The following is a 14329-nucleotide window of genomic DNA, read 5'->3' as shown; positions in this document are numbered from 1 at the left end:
ATGTTATAAAAAAGCTCCAAATTTCATCTTATCTTTTTCAAAAATTGCAAGTGCTAGTGAATTTATGTGATTATAAACATAAAGAGTAGTGCCTTGAGAAAAGCCTATTTGTTGAAGCTGTCTGTATAAAAGTGCAAATGGTGAATATAAAAGATCAACTTGCAAATTTCCAAGTATATTTTTTGCAAGTTTCATTTCCATATAATTTGCATAAATTGACCAATTTGATGGCATATTTATGATTTTTACTTTATTTGGATCTACTCCATAATTTATATATGCATTAGTGTTTGTAGTAGGCAAAGCGCCTTGTGACATATAGTCAAAAAATAGAGCTATATAGATATAAGAACACTCTTTTTCATATTTTTTTATATATTCTATGGCTCTTATATTTGCTTTATTATTTTCTAAATGTTCAAAGCTTGTTTCTATTCTTTTGGCTATTTTTCCGTTTTTTAATATCACGCCATAAATTTTGCACTCTTTTGCTTCTACTATTATGCTTACAAACAGATTAGAAAAGAATTTTCTTATTGAAAATGACATAATTATCCTATTTTGTTATTAACTGTATATATTATCAAAAATGACTTTAAATTTAAATTTATTTCTTTATTCTTTGTTTATTTGAGACATTTTTTTTTGTAAAAATTCTTTTGCTTCATCCATTTTCATTCCGGTTATGTAAAATGGTTCGCTTAAAATGTAATTTATAGTGCTAAATGGTTTTGGTAAAATCATCTTATCCCAACTATTAAATCGCCAAAAACTACTTGCTTCATAGCTTAAAATTTGTATTGGTGTATTCTTTTTTTGTGGAATTATAACTGTGCCATCGCTGATTGAATGTCTTGGACCTCTTGGTCCATCTGGAGTTATTAGTATGTCAATGCCACTATCAATATCTTTAAAAGATTGTATTAAAACTCTAGCTCCACCTTTTGATGTGCTGCCGCGAATCGCTCCTATGTTAAATCTTTTTATAACTCTTGTGATTATTTCGCCATCTTTGTGATCGCTTATTATGACATTTGTTTGTCTTTCTTTACTCCACCAATGTTTTTTTACAAAAGGCATCATTGCAAGTCTATCGTGCCAAAACATCAAAAAGCAAGTTTTATCGCTAAGTTTTGTATCTGAGTATGTTTTTTTGCAAGTAAGAAATATCATTTTTATAAGTATAAAAATGATAAATTCTGATAAAAAAATCAAAAATTCTGATTTTTTATTGGACTTTGCCATTTAAAACCATTCTTTTTGGATTGGTTATTAAGACATCTTTTGTTAAACCAAGAAGCTCCTCACTTCCATCAACTTCAACCAAAAAGTTATTAAAACTTCTGCCTGCTACTTTGCCACCGCTTCTTAACTCATCAAAATACACTTTGTGGGTTTTATCTTTTTGAGCTAAAACTATTTCATCTAGGATTTCATTTCCGTAGTCTTGTAGAGTTGTAAGGCGATTTGATGCTATGCTTTCTTCTATAAATTTATCTTTCATATTGGCAGCCACTGTAAGTGGGCGAGGGCTAAATTTAAAAGAGAAAATTTGCTCAAATCTCACTTCTCTCATAACATCAAGCGTATCTTCAAAATCTTTATCACTTTCTCCTGGAAATGCTACAATTATATCAGTGCTTATGGTTACATCTTTACAAAGTGAGCGAATTTTCATAGCTCTATTTAAGTACCATTCTTTTGTATAACCCCTTTTCATAGCTTTTAAAATTTCAGTTGAACCGCTTTGAAGCGGCATATGTATGGATTTGCAAATTTTTTCATTATTTACAAAAACATCAATGAATTTATCATCCATATGTAAAGGATGAGGGCTAGTAAAACGAATTCTTTCTATCCCATTTATATCGCTAATTTTTTTTAAAAGATCGCTAAAATTAATTTTTTCATGAGAACTAGAAAATCTTTTACCATAGTTATTTACATTTTGTCCTAATAAAAACACCTCTTTTGCGCCACCATCGGCAGCTTTTTTGATCTCATTTAGTATAATTTGTGAAGGTATAGAAAGTTCATCACCTCTGGTTTGTGGAACTATGCAATATGTGCATTTTTTATCACAACCTATCATTATATTTACATAAGTTTTATAAGGTGAGCTTCTGTATGAGTTAAAATCATATGTGGTTTCATCATTGTTTATGTCTATGCTTATAAATTTAGGTTTTTTTATAGCTTGTGAAATTTTTGAAACATTTCTAGCTCCTAAAACAAAATCAACATAAGGAGCTTTTTTAAAAATTTCATCTCCTAAATGACTTGCCGTGCAACCACAAACTCCTATTTTTGCATTAGGTTTCTTTTCTTTTACGAAAGCCCCTATCTCGCTAAAGAGTTTATGAACGGGTTTTTCTCTAACAGAACAAGTATTTATAAGTATAAGATCAGCTAGTGAAATGTCTTGTGTAAGGGTGTATTCATCTTGAAGTTCTGCTATGATATGCTCACTATCACGCACATTCATAGCACAACCAAGTGTTTTTATATACAAAAGTTTACTCAAAGTATATGCACCTCGTACATATAATCATTTTCACTAAGACCGTATTTTACGGTTCTGTGATACACACTAAAGCCTTTTTTTTCAAAATATTCCACAAAAGCCAACATATCTTTATGTGAATTTTCTTTATCTAAATAAAAAATTTTTTGTCCAACTTTTTGGATATCTTCTTCTATTTTGGTTATAGAAATGACTTTTGGTTTACCATTTATTTCACTTCTAGCTAGTTTTAACTCCATTTTTTGCCTTTCATACTTTTTAGAACTAAAGAGTATATCAGTTTTTGACTAAAAATGCTATTAAACTAAATGAAAGAGTAAAAATTGTATAATTATCAGTCTTACTAATATTTAAATCCCAATTAGATTTATTACTGTTAGATAAAAAAGAAAATAAAAGGATATAAATTTGGAAAAAATTGTAGATATAATCGAATCTATCGCAAATGAAAAAAAATTACAAATACAAGATGTTAAAGAGCGGGTTGTAACTGCTATTACAAATACTGCTAAAAAAATTTATGGATATGAGTTTGGATATGATGTAAAGTTTGATTCTGTTAGTAAAACCGTCAAATTATATCAAAAAATTTTGATTCTTGATAATGAAGATGAGAGGTTAAAAGAAGAGTGTAAAAATTTCATTTCTTTAAATGATGCTAAACAAATAGATTCTAGTTTAGAAATAGGTGATGCGCTAACTTATGAACTTAGTTTTGATAATCTTGGTAGAACTGCTGCTGGAATACTATCAAAAGAGCTTGATTATCATATACAAAAACTAATAGAAGAGAAAATTTTTGATAAATATAAACAAAAAATAGGAAAAATAATATTTGGTGTTGTAACTCATATAGATAGTGATGAAAATACATTTATAGAAGTTGATGATATAAAAGCTATTATGCCTAGAAAAAATCGTATAAAAGGTGAAAAATTTAAAGTAGGAAGCGTTGTAAAAGCTGTTATAAAAAATGTTTATATGGATAAAATTTATGGTGTTAAAGTTGAGATTTCAAGAACAACGCCTAAATTTTTAGAAGCTCTTTTAAGTGCTGAGGTTCCTGAAATAAAGGATGGTTCAGTTATCATTCAAGCAAGTTCTAGAATTCCAGGCGAGAGAGCTAAAATCGCGGTTACTTCATCATCTCCAAATGTTGATCCAGTTGGTGCAACAGTTGGAACAAAGGGTGTTAGAATAAATGCGGTAAGCAGTGAGTTAAATGGTGAAAATATAGATGTTATAGAATTTGCTGCTCAGCCTGAAATTTTTATATCTCGTGCAATGAGTCCAGCTATAGTAAGTTCTGTAAAGATAGATGATAAAAAGGCTATAGTGTCTTTAGTTAGCGAACAAAAGAGCAAGGCTATCGGAAAAAGCGGTATAAATATCCGTTTGGCTTCGATGTTGACTGGTTATGAAATAGAGTTAAATGAAATTGTAAAAAATGCTAATACTACAACAAGTATTGAAGATAATGTTGATGTTAAGAAAAGTAACGATTTAACAGATCTTAAAAAGCTTTTTGGAGATTTATAAATTTAAGTCCTAAAAAAGGACTTAAATTTACTAACAACTATAACAAGTTTTAAACTCAAACACAGTTGGTCTTTTTTCATAAGGCCAAACTTGGCTTTTAAATTTATAATGCTGATAAGCTTCAACAAATTTATCATCCATGATAGGAGATAAATATGCATTATCTCGGATTAAAGCTTCTAGCGAACCGCGTAAAGTGTGTGGAAACTGCTCGATTCCTCTTTGTCTTATCTCATCAAGAGTTAATTTAAATAAATTTTCATCCATTGGTCCAACTGGCTCTGTTTTGTTTTTAATGCCATCAAGTCCAGCCATAAGCATACTAGCAAATGCTAAATACGGACAAGAAGTGCTATCTGGGAAACGCATCTCGGCTCTTACGGAGTTTTCACCGCTACCATAAGGAATTCTAACTGATGCTGAGCGATTTTGTGATGAATAGGTTAAAATGCTTGGTGCTTCAAACCCAGGAATTAATCTTTTATAACTATTTGTGCTTGGATTTGTAAAAGCAGCTACGCTTCTTGCATGACCCAAAACTCCACCTATATACCATCTTGCAATATCGCTTAAATTTGCGTAGTTTCCTTCTTTATAAAATAAGTTTTTGCCATCTTTCCAAATAGATTGATGAACATGCATACCGCTACCATTATCTCCGTGTATAGGTTTTGGCATAAAAGTAGCTGTTTTGCCATTTAAATGAGCCACCATTTTTACAATATATTTGTAAATTTGAACATTATCAGCAGCTTCAACTAGGGTTGAGTATTTAACTCCGATTTCACCCTGTGCTTGTGCAACTTCATGATGAACAACAAATACTTCAAGCCCAACTTGCTCTAAAACTTGAACCATTTCAGCTCTTAAATCAACCATACTATCAACTGGTTGAACTGGAAAATATCCGCCTTTTCTACCTGGTCTATGACCCGAGTTGTATCCATCTTGATAATCTTTTCCACCATTCCAGCCGCCTTCTTCGCTGTCTATTCTATACATAGCACAATTCATAGAATCTATTATTTTTACATCATCAAATACAAAAAATTCGTTTTCTGGACCAAAGAAACAAGTATCGCCTATACCGCTTTCTTTTAGATATTTCTCAGCTTTTTTAGCAATAGATCTTGGACATTTTGCATAAAATTCATTTTTGTAAATATCATAAACATCGCAAATTACAACTATTGTAACATCAGCTGTGAACGGATCTAAAAATGCAGTTTCAATATCTGGAATTAATACCATATCTGATTTTTCAATAGGCTGCCAAGCGTCAAAACTACTTGCATCAAATGATATTCCTTTATGAAAATCTTTAGATAATCTTTTATAATTATAAGAAACATGATGCCAAGTTCCTTTTAAATCAGTAAAACGAAAATCAACAAAAGCTACTTCGTTTTCGTTACAAAATGAGTAAAACTCCTCAATATTGTTTACAAATTTGCCCATTTTTTTTATTTCTCCTTAAAAATTTATTTCGTATTGTATCATACAAAACATAAGAATTAAATTTAAAACTCAACAAAATTTCTATCTCTATTTTTAAAGATGGCAGCTTTTGTATAGCCGAATTTTTTAGCTTTTGCCACAGCTCTTTCGGAATTTAAACCAACTTGATTTTTAGCATGAGCATCTGAGCCAAAAGTTATTGGTATATCAAGTTCTGCCATTTGTTTTAAAATTTCATCGCTAGGATAAAGTTCGTTTACCGGCTTTCTATATCCAGAAAGATTAAGCTCAACTACCATATCAGCTTTTTTTATGGCTTTTAATGCATTTTGTGATAAAATTTTTATATCTTTTGTTGGCTTAAAATTAAATACTTTTATAAGATCAATGTGTCCAACTATATCAAATAATCCTGATTTTGCCATATTTTCTATACCAAGAAAATATTTTTCATAAATTTCATCTATATTTTTATTTTTGTATTCCCCTATATATTCAGGATTGTCAAACCCCCAAGAATCTAGAAAATGAACTGAACCTATGAGATAATCGCATTTTGATTGTAAAACACAATCTTGCATAAAATTTGGTAAAAAATCCACCTCATATCCTAGTAAAATATCTATTTTATCTTTAAATATATCTTTTAATTTTAAAACATCTTGCTCGTATTTTTTCATATCTTCAAATTTCATTCTATATTCTTCATCAAATTTCATGGGAGCATGATCAGAAAAGCCAAAAAATTTTGTTTTATTTTTTATGGCTTGCAAAATATATTCTTCCATACTATCTTTTGCGTGATTGCATAAAACGGTGTGATTGTGTAGATCAGCTATCATTTTATCTCCTAATTTTTGAGTGTCGTTTTGTATTTTACAACTAAATTTTATACATTAAACAAATATTTCAGCAAATTTTTAATATAATATGAAAAGATTTTGCATTTAGGAGTTTTTTATGACGCAAGAAGAACTAGACGCTCTTATGTCCGGCGGACTTGATGATGTATCGCTTATGGATGAAGAAACAAAAGATGATATTGGAGATAATATCGATGAAGAAAATATAGTTGATGAGAATGAGCAAAAAGATAGCAAAAATGATGACGGGTTAAATAGCGAAGAAGCCAAAAATTACAAGATTAGCTCAACATCGGCTTGGCCACCACCACCACCAACAGAAGATCATAAAATGGTTAAACAGCTTGATGATGTTACAAAAGATTCTGAAGTAAAAGCCACTGAAATGTTTGATAAGCTTGAAACTATCACAAATTTTTGTGCAGATGCTGAAAATTCTGGAAATAGCATTATAGAAGGACTTGATTATAATATAGAATTATTTACAACGCTTTGTGAAAAATTTCCAAATGTTGAAACATTTAAAGAAGCTTTAGAAAAAAACAATAATCTTAAAGCCGATACAGAATCAGCTATTAGTAATTTACAGATGGGGCAAGATGAGATTATGATGATTATGGATATGATGCAGTATCAAGATATACATAGACAAAAAATAGAGCGTGTTATAAATGTGATGAGAGCACTTAGCAAATATATGAGTAGCTTGTTTGAAGGCTCTATAGATGATGAAAAGCGTGTAGGTTCTGCTATACACATTCAAGGAGATACAGAAACAGAAAATGTCGTTAGTAATGAAGATATAGAAGCACTTATTGAGAGTTTAACTAAAAAATGATAATACCCGAGCTGTTAAGTCCTGCTGGAAATCTCTCAAAGCTAAAAATAGCTCTTGAATATGGTGCCGATGCTGTATATGGCGGAATTTCAACTTTTTCTTTAAGAAGTAGGGCTGGAAGAGAATTTGATAAAGATAGCTTTTATGAGGGTATCAAATTTACTCATAAAAAAGGTAAGAAATTTTATGCAACAATGAATGCTTTTCCTTTTAACTCACAGCTTAAAAATTTAAAAACCTATATAGAGCTTTTAGTTGAGATGGGTGTTGATGCTTTTATAGTCGCTACTCCTGGCGTTATTTCTTTGATAAAAGAGATTTCTAATAAGGTTGAGATTCATCTTTCAACTCAAGCAAATGTTATGAACTATTTAGATGCTAAAATGTATTATGAAATGGGCGTAAGTAGGATAGTGGCAGCTAGGGAGATGAGTTTAAAAGATGCTGTTAAGATAAGAGAGGAAATTCCTAATCTTGAAATAGAGATATTTTGTCACGGCTCCATGTGTTTTGCTTATAGTGGAAGATGCCTTATAAGTGCGGTTCAAAGTGGGCGTCTTAGCAACCGCGGAAGTTGTGCGAATGATTGCAGATTTGAGTATGAGCTTTATGCAAAAAACAAAGATAATTCAGCACTTTTTAGGCTAAATGAGGATGAAACTGGAACTTATATATTTAACTCAAAAGATCTAAATTTAGCTTCTTATATAGAAAACATCATTAAAACAAATAGCATAGATAGTTTAAAGATAGAAGGAAGAACAAAGAGCGAATACTATGTTGCTTGTGCAACAAAAGCTTATAGAATGGCTATAGATGATGCATTGAGCGGGAAATTTGATGATAAAAAATACCAAAACGAGCTTAATACTTTAAAAAGTAGAGGTTTTATGGATGGATATATAGTTCATAAACCTTACGATAGAGATGATTCACAAAATTTTAACTCAAATCTTGAAGATGGCACAAAAGAAGTGCACGCTATAAGCGAAGATGGTGAGTTTTTTAAGACAAAAGGCAAGATAAAGCTTGGAAATAAGTATGAAATTTTTATGCCACTTGGTTCAAAATTAGAAGAAGTTGATAATGAGTTTGGAAAAGTTTATCTTGAAAATAGCGCATATTTTGTTGAATTTAAAAAACTTATTAGCTCTAAAGGTAAAGAATTTGATGAAATTCATAGCGGTAATGAAAACGAGATAAAGCTTCCTGTTAAATTACCTAAGTTTAGTTTTTTACGAAAGGAAATTGATGAAAAGTGATATTAAATTTGTATCCATTATCATGGGTAGTAAAAGCGATTACGAGATAGTAAGTGAGTGTGCTAAGATTTTTGATAAATTTGATATTTTATATGAAATGATTGTTAGCTCAGCCCATAGAAGTCCAAAAAGAACAATGGATTATGTAATAAATGCTGAGAAAAAAGGCTCGCAAGTATTTATCTGTGCTGCTGGAATGGCTGCACATTTAGCAGGAGTTGTTGCAGCTCATACTACAAAACCAGTAATTGGTATACCTATGAGTGGAAGTGCATTAAATGGCGTAGATGCATTGTATTCTACCGTTCAAATGCCAGGAGGAATTCCTGTTGCTAGTGTTGCTATAGGTAAAGCTGGTGCTACAAATGCCGCATATTTGGCTATGCAAATTTTGGCACTTAGTGATGAAGATCTTGCAACAAAGTTAAAAAAAGATAGAGAAGCTAAAAGCAAAAAAGTCGAAGAAGATTCTTCTAGCATAGAAAAATTACTTTAAGGATAATATATGCAAACATATCTTGAGATTGATGAGTTTTGTAAGCTTGTTCATTTAGACCGCGAAGTTATAGAAAATATGATCGAAAAAGGAACACTAAATTCAAAAGAGGAAAATGGTGTTGTTTATATAGAAGCATCGCAAGGCACAATGAGCATAATCCCTTCAGATATGCAAACACCGGTTACGCAAAATACTTCTTTACCAGGCGAGAGTTTTGTAGAAAAAACCATAGGGACTATTTTAAATTTACACGAAAAAGTATTGGATGCAAAAGATGAAACGCTAAGTTCTTTAAGAAATGAAAATAAATTTTTAAAAGATGCGATTTGTTCTATGCAAGAGCTTTATGATGAAGATAGAAAAACGGTTGAGCTTTTATCAACTCAGTTAAAAAACTCTCAACAAGAAGTTGAGTTTTTAAAGCGTAAATACAAACTTATGTGGAATAAAGCAGTAGATAATTTTAAAGAAAAGTAATTTATGCGTTTTGTGGAAATTTTAGAAGAATTTGAAATTTATGGATTTAGTGCAAAAACTTCAAATTTAGATGAAACAAAATCGCCAAAAATAGCACCGCTGTGGGACAAATTTCTACAAAACTATGATGGTAAAAGTGAAATTTATTGTACTTATAGTGATTATGAAAGTGATGTAAATGGAGAATATATTTTTTGTATAGGCACCAAATCACAATCTTCTTTAAATTTAAAGATATCAAAAGTTAATAGCGGTAAATACATAGTTTTTGATTCTAAATTTAACAATGGAAATGATACTTTAAATACTTGGAAGCAAATTTGGAGTTTTTTTGAAAGTTCAAATTTAATAAGGGCTTACAAAACAGACTTTGAACGATATTTTGATGGAAATTTAGAAATTTATATAGGGATAAAATGAATGACATTTTCAGAGATTATTTTAACATTACAAAAATATTGGCATGAGCAAGGTTGTTTGATAGTTCAACCTTATGATATGCCAGCAGGAGCTGGAACCTATCATCAAGCTACATTTTTACGCTCTTTGGGGCAAAAACCATGGAATGTAGCTTATGTTGCACCATCTCGTCGCCCAACAGATGGAAGATATGGCGAAAATCCAAATAGACTTGGAAGTTATTATCAGTTTCAAGTTATTATGAAGCCAAATCCTGCAAATCTTCAAGAGTTATATCTAAAAAGCTTAGAAGTTTTAGGACTTGATCTTAAAAAACATGATATAAGATTTATAGAAGATAACTGGGAGAGTCCAACGCTTGGTGCTTGGGGTCTTGGTTGGGAAGTTTGGCTTGATGGTATGGAAGTTACGCAATTTACATATTTTCAACAAGTTGGAGGAATTGCTTGCGAAAAAATAAGTGGCGAAGTTACTTATGGTTTAGAACGCCTTGCGATGTATCTTCAAGATGTGGATAATGTCTATGATATCATTTGGGATGACAATAAAGGAAATATCGTAACATATGGCGATGTTCACAAAAGAAGCGAATATGAGTTTAGTGTGTATAACTTTGAAGTTGCTGATACAAAAATGCTTTTTTCGCATTTTGATAGTTATTTTAATGAGTGTAAAAATGCACTTAGTAAAGGTATAGCTCTTCCTGCGTATGATTATTGTATGCTTGCTGCACATACATTTAATGTTTTAGATGCAAGGGGTGTTATAAGTGTAACACAAAGACAAGAGTATATATTAAAAATTAGAGAATTGGCAAAGTCTTGTGCATTAGTGTATTTAGAAAATGAAAATAGAGCAAATTTATAGTATTTTAGATGATATAGCACCATTTTGCGATCAAGAAAAATGGGATAATTCTGGACTTCAAATAGGCTCAATGAAAAGCGAATTTGATGAGATTTATCTAAGTTTGGATATAGATAGCAATATGATTGATGAGTTGAGTGAAAACTCACTTCTTATAACTCATCATCCGCTTATATTTGGTGGATTAAAAAGTATAAATACCGCTTTATATCCATCAAATATCATCAAAAAAATGCTAACAAAAAATATATCTTTGATATCTATGCATACAAATTTTGATAAGTATGTTTTAAATAAATTTGTAGCAACTGAAATTTTAGGCTATAAGATAAATAAAATAGAAGATTTTGTGATATTTTTGGATATAAATTCAAGTTTTGATGAGCTTTTGGAAGATGTTGCAAAAAAGCTAAATTTAAAAAATGTTAAATTTGTAAAAGCAAATCAAAATGTTTCAAAAGTTGGATTTTGCACAGGAAGTGGCTCTGAACTTATAAAAGATATATATGTAGATTGTTTTATAACAGGCGATATAAAATACCACACAGCTTTAGAGTGTTATGAAAATAGTATATCTTTAATAGACATAGGTCATTATGAAAGTGAGCGGTATTTTGGGTATTGTCTAAAGGAGCTATTGCAAAAAAAGCAAATTAAGAGTATAATTAAAAATTCAATTAATCCATTTAACTACTACGAAGGAAAATTATGAACATATATTTACAACAGCTAGTTGAACTTTCTAAAATAGATGCTCAAATCGATAGTTTTGAACCAAGACTTAAAAAGGCACAAAAAGAACTTGCTAAAAAACAGGATGAGCAAAAGGCTATAGATGAGAAAATAGAAAATATAATATCTGAAATAAAAGATATAAATTCTCAACAATCACAAACAAATATTCACATAGCTGAATTTGCCGCAAAAATAAAAGAGATATCTAAAAAATCATCTCAAATAAAAACAGATAGAGAAAGTAAAGCTTTAAAAATAGAAGAAGATGTTACAAAAGAGCAGCTTGATGCCGCAAATGACGATATGCAAAAATATGAAAAACTTATAGAAAATAGAAATGCGCTAAAAGATGAGCTTGAAATACAGAAAAAAGAAATTTTAAAAGAGATAGAGAGCTTAGAAAATAATTCAAAAGATGAGATAGAAGCTATAGAAAAAGATAGAAAAAAAGTGTATGATAAAAAAGATAAGTTAATTAGTAAAATGAATCAAAAAATACTATCTTTTTATGAAAAAGTCCGTAAATGGGCTGGAAACACTTCTGTTGTCCAGGTTAAAAAACAGGCTTGTTACGGATGTTTTATGAAAATAAATGATAAAACTTACGCCTCTGTTTTAAAAGGTGATGATATAATAACTTGCCCTCATTGCGGTAGAATACTTTATGTAAATGAAGCAAATGACGCTGCTGTGGATGTAGAGCAAATAAAAGAAAATAAACCAAAAAAAGTATCATCTAAGGCAAAAGCTCAAGAAGATATACAAGAGTAGTAAGAAACCTTGTGATATACTCTTTTTTTACTTTTATAATTTGGATAGTTTGTGCTCCATTTTTGTTCGTGCTGTCTTTTAAAAAAAAGTATCAAAAGAGTATACCGGCTAGATTTTTTTTGTATAAAAACGCTTCATTAAAAAATTCAGATATACATTTTCATATGTGTAGCTATGGCGAGATTAATGCTTGTGCACCACTTTTAAAAGAGTTTAAAAATTTATCCATAACAACCATAACAAATACCGGGTATGAACTAGCAAAAAATTTCAGTTCAAATTTAGCCTTTTTGCCTTATGAAATGTTTTTACCTTTTTGGCTCAATAAAAGTAAAGTTGTAGTTATATTTGAAGCTGAGCTTTGGCTAAATTTAGTAAGAAGTGCTAAGAAAAACGGATCTTATGTGATTTTGCTAAACGCTCGCATAAGCGATAAATCGTATAACAGATATTTAAAAGCAAGGTTTTACTATAAAAAAGTGTTTGAGTGTATTGACCTTGTTTTGGCTCAAAGCGAGAATGATAAAAAGAGATTAGAAAAGCTTTGTGCTAAAAATGTGCAAGTTGTGGGAAATATAAAAAGTGCGAATTTAACAGCTCCTTCAAAAATATATAATAAGTTTAATGAAAAGTTGATTTGTATAGCAAGTACGCATGAAGGCGAAGAAGAGTTGATATTAAATAATTTAGAATTAAAAGAAAATGAAAGTATTATCCTGGCTCCAAGACATCCAGAGAGATTTGATAAAGTTGATAAATTTCTTTCTTCTTGGGTGAAAGATAGAAATTTAAGTTATGAGAAATTTTCTCAAAACTTAGGCTTAAAATCACGCTGTATTTTGCTAGACGCTTTAGGAGAGCTTATAAATTTTTATAATATTTGTGATATAGTCATTCTTGGCGGTAGTTTTATAAAAGGTATCGGTGGGCACAATCCTATAGAAGTTGCACAGTTTGAAAAAATTCTTATAAATGGTAAATTTATAGAGAATCAAAAAGCACTTTTTAGTAGTGTTGAAAATGTCTATTTTTGGGATGCTGATGATATTAATGTCAAAATTCATCAAAATTTAAAATCTAGTCGCATAAAAAATAGATGTGATTTAAATTTGATAAAAAATATAATAACAGAAAAGATTGAAAATGGAAAAAGCTTATAAACTTCTTGCGTTGCAAGAAAAAATCTCAAACAACGAAGCAAAGGCTCTTATCGATAATGGTCTTGTAAGCGTTGGTGGAAAAAAAATAGTTGTAGCCAGAGGAGAGCTTAGCGAAAAAAGTGTTTTTAATATTTTAAAAGTTGCTAAGCCAAAAGTTATTTTTGAAGATGAAAATATAATAGCGATAAATAAGCCACCATTTACAATAAGCGAGAAAATTGCAAAAGATTTTAAATTTACGCTTTTAAATAGGCTAGATAAAGACACAAGCGGCGTATTGCTTCTTTATAAAAATGAAGAATTTGGCAAAATCGCTATTAATGAGTTTAAAAATATGCGGGTTAAAAAAACATATATCGCGATGGTAAAAGGCATAATTAGCGAAGAGTTGCATATAGATAATCCGATAATAACTATCAAAGGCAAGGGTGGGGCGTATTCTAAAATTTCGCCTCAAGGTAAAAGCGCCATTAGTGATATTTATCCATTTATGATAAGTGGCAAAAAATCAATAGTTAGAGTTGATATTAAAACTGGCAGAACACATCAAATAAGAGTTCATCTTGCAAATTTAGGATATCCAGTTATAGGCGATGAAAAATATGGTAAAAATAGTTCAAAAAGAATGTTTTTACACTCTTATAAAACTGAAATTTTAGATTATAAATTTATAGCAGAATTAGACAATAGTTTTAATGAATTTGGCTTTGAAATTCCCAAAATATTAAATTTTTAACTTTTATAAAATACTTAAATATTAAATCTTATTTTAAGTGTTTTGAGAATTAAGCCTCAAAATATTTAATTTGTGGTTAAATTTAGAATTATTCTAAATTATTAATCATATACTGTAGCTTAAAATTATTTTTACTTTGCAATTATATATAGCAAAATCTGTAAATTGAAAATATAAAAT

16 protein-coding genes and 1 pseudogene are annotated in these 14329 nt (G+C 30.1%); 11 read left to right on the top strand and 6 right to left on the bottom strand.

Annotated features, from left to right (window positions below; genetic code table 11):
• Window positions 1–3: 3 nt before the first annotated feature.
• The 4 genes from CSPT_RS06315 to CSPT_RS06300 all read right to left on the bottom strand — a co-directional run bounded on the left by CSPT_RS06315 (window position 4) and on the right by CSPT_RS06300 (window position 2763).
• A complete protein-coding gene (locus CSPT_RS06315) occupies window positions 4–549 on the bottom strand; it encodes a DUF8569 domain-containing protein (protein ID WP_089182813.1) in 546 nt (181 codons plus the stop codon).
• A gap of 66 nt (window positions 550–615) precedes the next feature.
• Window positions 616–1245, bottom strand: a complete 630-nt coding sequence (locus CSPT_RS06310) for a lysophospholipid acyltransferase family protein (RefSeq protein WP_089182812.1) — start codon at window positions 1243–1245, stop codon at window positions 616–618.
• Window positions 1229–2524: a tRNA (N6-isopentenyl adenosine(37)-C2)-methylthiotransferase MiaB gene (gene miaB, locus CSPT_RS06305; RefSeq protein ID WP_089182811.1), complete on the bottom strand. Its 1296-nt coding sequence runs from the start codon at window positions 2522–2524 to the stop codon at window positions 1229–1231. Before miaB ends, CSPT_RS06310 begins: the two co-directional genes overlap by 17 nt.
• Window positions 2521–2763, bottom strand: coding sequence for an HP0268 family nuclease (locus CSPT_RS06300; protein WP_089182810.1), 243 nt, complete (start codon window positions 2761–2763; stop codon window positions 2521–2523). The genes miaB and CSPT_RS06300 overlap by 4 nt, the downstream gene beginning before the upstream one ends.
• 169 nt (window positions 2764–2932) lie before the next feature.
• Between CSPT_RS06300 and nusA the strand changes: the two genes are divergently transcribed.
• Window positions 2933–4063, top strand: a complete 1131-nt coding sequence (gene nusA / locus CSPT_RS06295; protein WP_089182809.1) for a transcription termination factor NusA — start codon at window positions 2933–2935, stop codon at window positions 4061–4063.
• Window positions 4064–4093: 30 nt separating this feature from the next.
• On the opposite strand, the gene glnA is transcribed toward nusA, so the two are convergent.
• Window positions 4094–5521 carry a type I glutamate--ammonia ligase gene (glnA, locus tag CSPT_RS06290; RefSeq protein WP_089182808.1) on the bottom strand — a complete coding sequence of 476 codons (1428 nt, stop codon included), beginning with the start codon at window positions 5519–5521 and terminating at the stop codon, window positions 4094–4096.
• Between the two features lie 62 nt (window positions 5522–5583).
• Complete coding sequence (locus CSPT_RS06285; RefSeq protein ID WP_089182807.1) at window positions 5584–6363, bottom strand: histidinol-phosphatase; 780 nt, start codon at window positions 6361–6363, stop codon at window positions 5584–5586.
• 118 nt (window positions 6364–6481) lie between these two features.
• Between CSPT_RS06285 and CSPT_RS06280 the strand changes: the two genes are divergently transcribed.
• The 10 genes and pseudogenes from CSPT_RS06280 to CSPT_RS06235 all read left to right on the top strand — a co-directional run bounded on the left by CSPT_RS06280 (window position 6482) and on the right by CSPT_RS06235 (window position 14149).
• On the top strand, window positions 6482–7222 hold the full coding sequence (locus CSPT_RS06280) for a chemotaxis protein (protein ID WP_089182806.1): 741 nt from the start codon (window positions 6482–6484) through the stop codon (window positions 7220–7222).
• Window positions 7219–8484 (top strand): peptidase U32 family protein, encoded by a 1266-nt coding sequence (locus tag CSPT_RS06275; RefSeq protein WP_089182805.1) that lies wholly within the window; start codon window positions 7219–7221, stop codon window positions 8482–8484. Before CSPT_RS06280 ends, CSPT_RS06275 begins: the two co-directional genes overlap by 4 nt.
• A 1-nt stretch (window position 8485) precedes the next feature.
• Entirely contained in the window at window positions 8486–8980 is a 495-nt protein-coding gene (gene purE / locus CSPT_RS06270; RefSeq protein WP_089183334.1) for a 5-(carboxyamino)imidazole ribonucleotide mutase, read from the top strand.
• Window positions 8981–8989: 9 nt separating this feature from the next.
• The gene (locus tag CSPT_RS06265; protein WP_089182804.1) at window positions 8990–9460 is read left to right on the top strand and encodes a DUF3972 domain-containing protein; all 471 of its coding nucleotides are present in this window, start codon (window positions 8990–8992) and stop codon (window positions 9458–9460) included.
• Between the two features lie 3 nt (window positions 9461–9463).
• Window positions 9464–9880 carry a GyrI-like domain-containing protein gene (locus CSPT_RS06260; RefSeq protein ID WP_228568620.1) on the top strand — a complete coding sequence of 139 codons (417 nt, stop codon included), beginning with the start codon at window positions 9464–9466 and terminating at the stop codon, window positions 9878–9880.
• Window positions 9881–10747, top strand: coding sequence for a glycine--tRNA ligase subunit alpha (gene glyQ / locus CSPT_RS06255; protein ID WP_089182803.1), 867 nt, complete (start codon window positions 9881–9883; stop codon window positions 10745–10747).
• Entirely contained in the window at window positions 10725–11459 is a 735-nt protein-coding gene (locus tag CSPT_RS06250; protein WP_089182802.1) for a Nif3-like dinuclear metal center hexameric protein, read from the top strand. The genes glyQ and CSPT_RS06250 overlap by 23 nt, the downstream gene beginning before the upstream one ends.
• A pseudogene (locus CSPT_RS06245) lies at window positions 11456–12148 on the top strand (zinc ribbon domain-containing protein); the annotation flags it as partial. The gene CSPT_RS06250 and the pseudogene CSPT_RS06245, both read left to right, overlap by 4 nt.
• A 116-nt stretch (window positions 12149–12264) precedes the next feature.
• On the top strand, window positions 12265–13413 hold the full coding sequence (gene waaA, locus CSPT_RS06240) for a lipid IV(A) 3-deoxy-D-manno-octulosonic acid transferase (RefSeq protein ID WP_089182800.1): 1149 nt from the start codon (window positions 12265–12267) through the stop codon (window positions 13411–13413).
• A complete protein-coding gene (locus CSPT_RS06235) occupies window positions 13397–14149 on the top strand; it encodes a pseudouridine synthase family protein (protein WP_181892275.1) in 753 nt (250 codons plus the stop codon). The genes waaA and CSPT_RS06235 overlap by 17 nt, the downstream gene beginning before the upstream one ends.
• Window positions 14150–14329: the final 180 nt, after the last annotated feature.

Source organism: Campylobacter sputorum subsp. sputorum (genome assembly GCF_008245005.1).
GTDB classification, from domain to species: domain Bacteria; phylum Campylobacterota; class Campylobacteria; order Campylobacterales; family Campylobacteraceae; genus Campylobacter_F; species Campylobacter_F sputorum.
This window is presented reverse-complemented; position numbering and strand designations above follow the sequence as displayed.

Bases quoted from the DNA above. Each gene is read 5' to 3' on its own strand.
- CSPT_RS06315 (WP_089182813.1), bottom strand. From the start codon at position 549: ATGTCATTTTCAATAAGAAAATTCTTTTCTAATCTGTTTGTAAGCATA.
- CSPT_RS06310 (WP_089182812.1), bottom strand. From the start codon at position 1,245: ATGGCAAAGTCCAATAAAAAATCAGAATTTTTGATTTTTTTATCAGAA.
- CSPT_RS06300 (WP_089182810.1), bottom strand. From the start codon at position 2,763: ATGGAGTTAAAACTAGCTAGAAGTGAAATAAATGGTAAACCAAAAGTC.
- glnA (WP_089182808.1), bottom strand. From the start codon at position 5,521: ATGGGCAAATTTGTAAACAATATTGAGGAGTTTTACTCATTTTGTAAC.
- CSPT_RS06285 (WP_089182807.1), bottom strand. From the start codon at position 6,363: ATGATAGCTGATCTACACAATCACACCGTTTTATGCAATCACGCAAAA.
- CSPT_RS06280 (WP_089182806.1), top strand. From the start codon at position 6,482: ATGACGCAAGAAGAACTAGACGCTCTTATGTCCGGCGGACTTGATGAT.
- CSPT_RS06275 (WP_089182805.1), top strand. From the start codon at position 7,219: ATGATAATACCCGAGCTGTTAAGTCCTGCTGGAAATCTCTCAAAGCTA.
- CSPT_RS06265 (WP_089182804.1), top strand. From the start codon at position 8,990: ATGCAAACATATCTTGAGATTGATGAGTTTTGTAAGCTTGTTCATTTA.
- CSPT_RS06260 (WP_228568620.1), top strand. From the start codon at position 9,464: ATGCGTTTTGTGGAAATTTTAGAAGAATTTGAAATTTATGGATTTAGT.
- glyQ (WP_089182803.1), top strand. From the start codon at position 9,881: ATGACATTTTCAGAGATTATTTTAACATTACAAAAATATTGGCATGAG.
- CSPT_RS06250 (WP_089182802.1), top strand. From the start codon at position 10,725: ATGAAAATAGAGCAAATTTATAGTATTTTAGATGATATAGCACCATTT.
- CSPT_RS06235 (WP_181892275.1), top strand. From the start codon at position 13,397: ATGGAAAAAGCTTATAAACTTCTTGCGTTGCAAGAAAAAATCTCAAAC.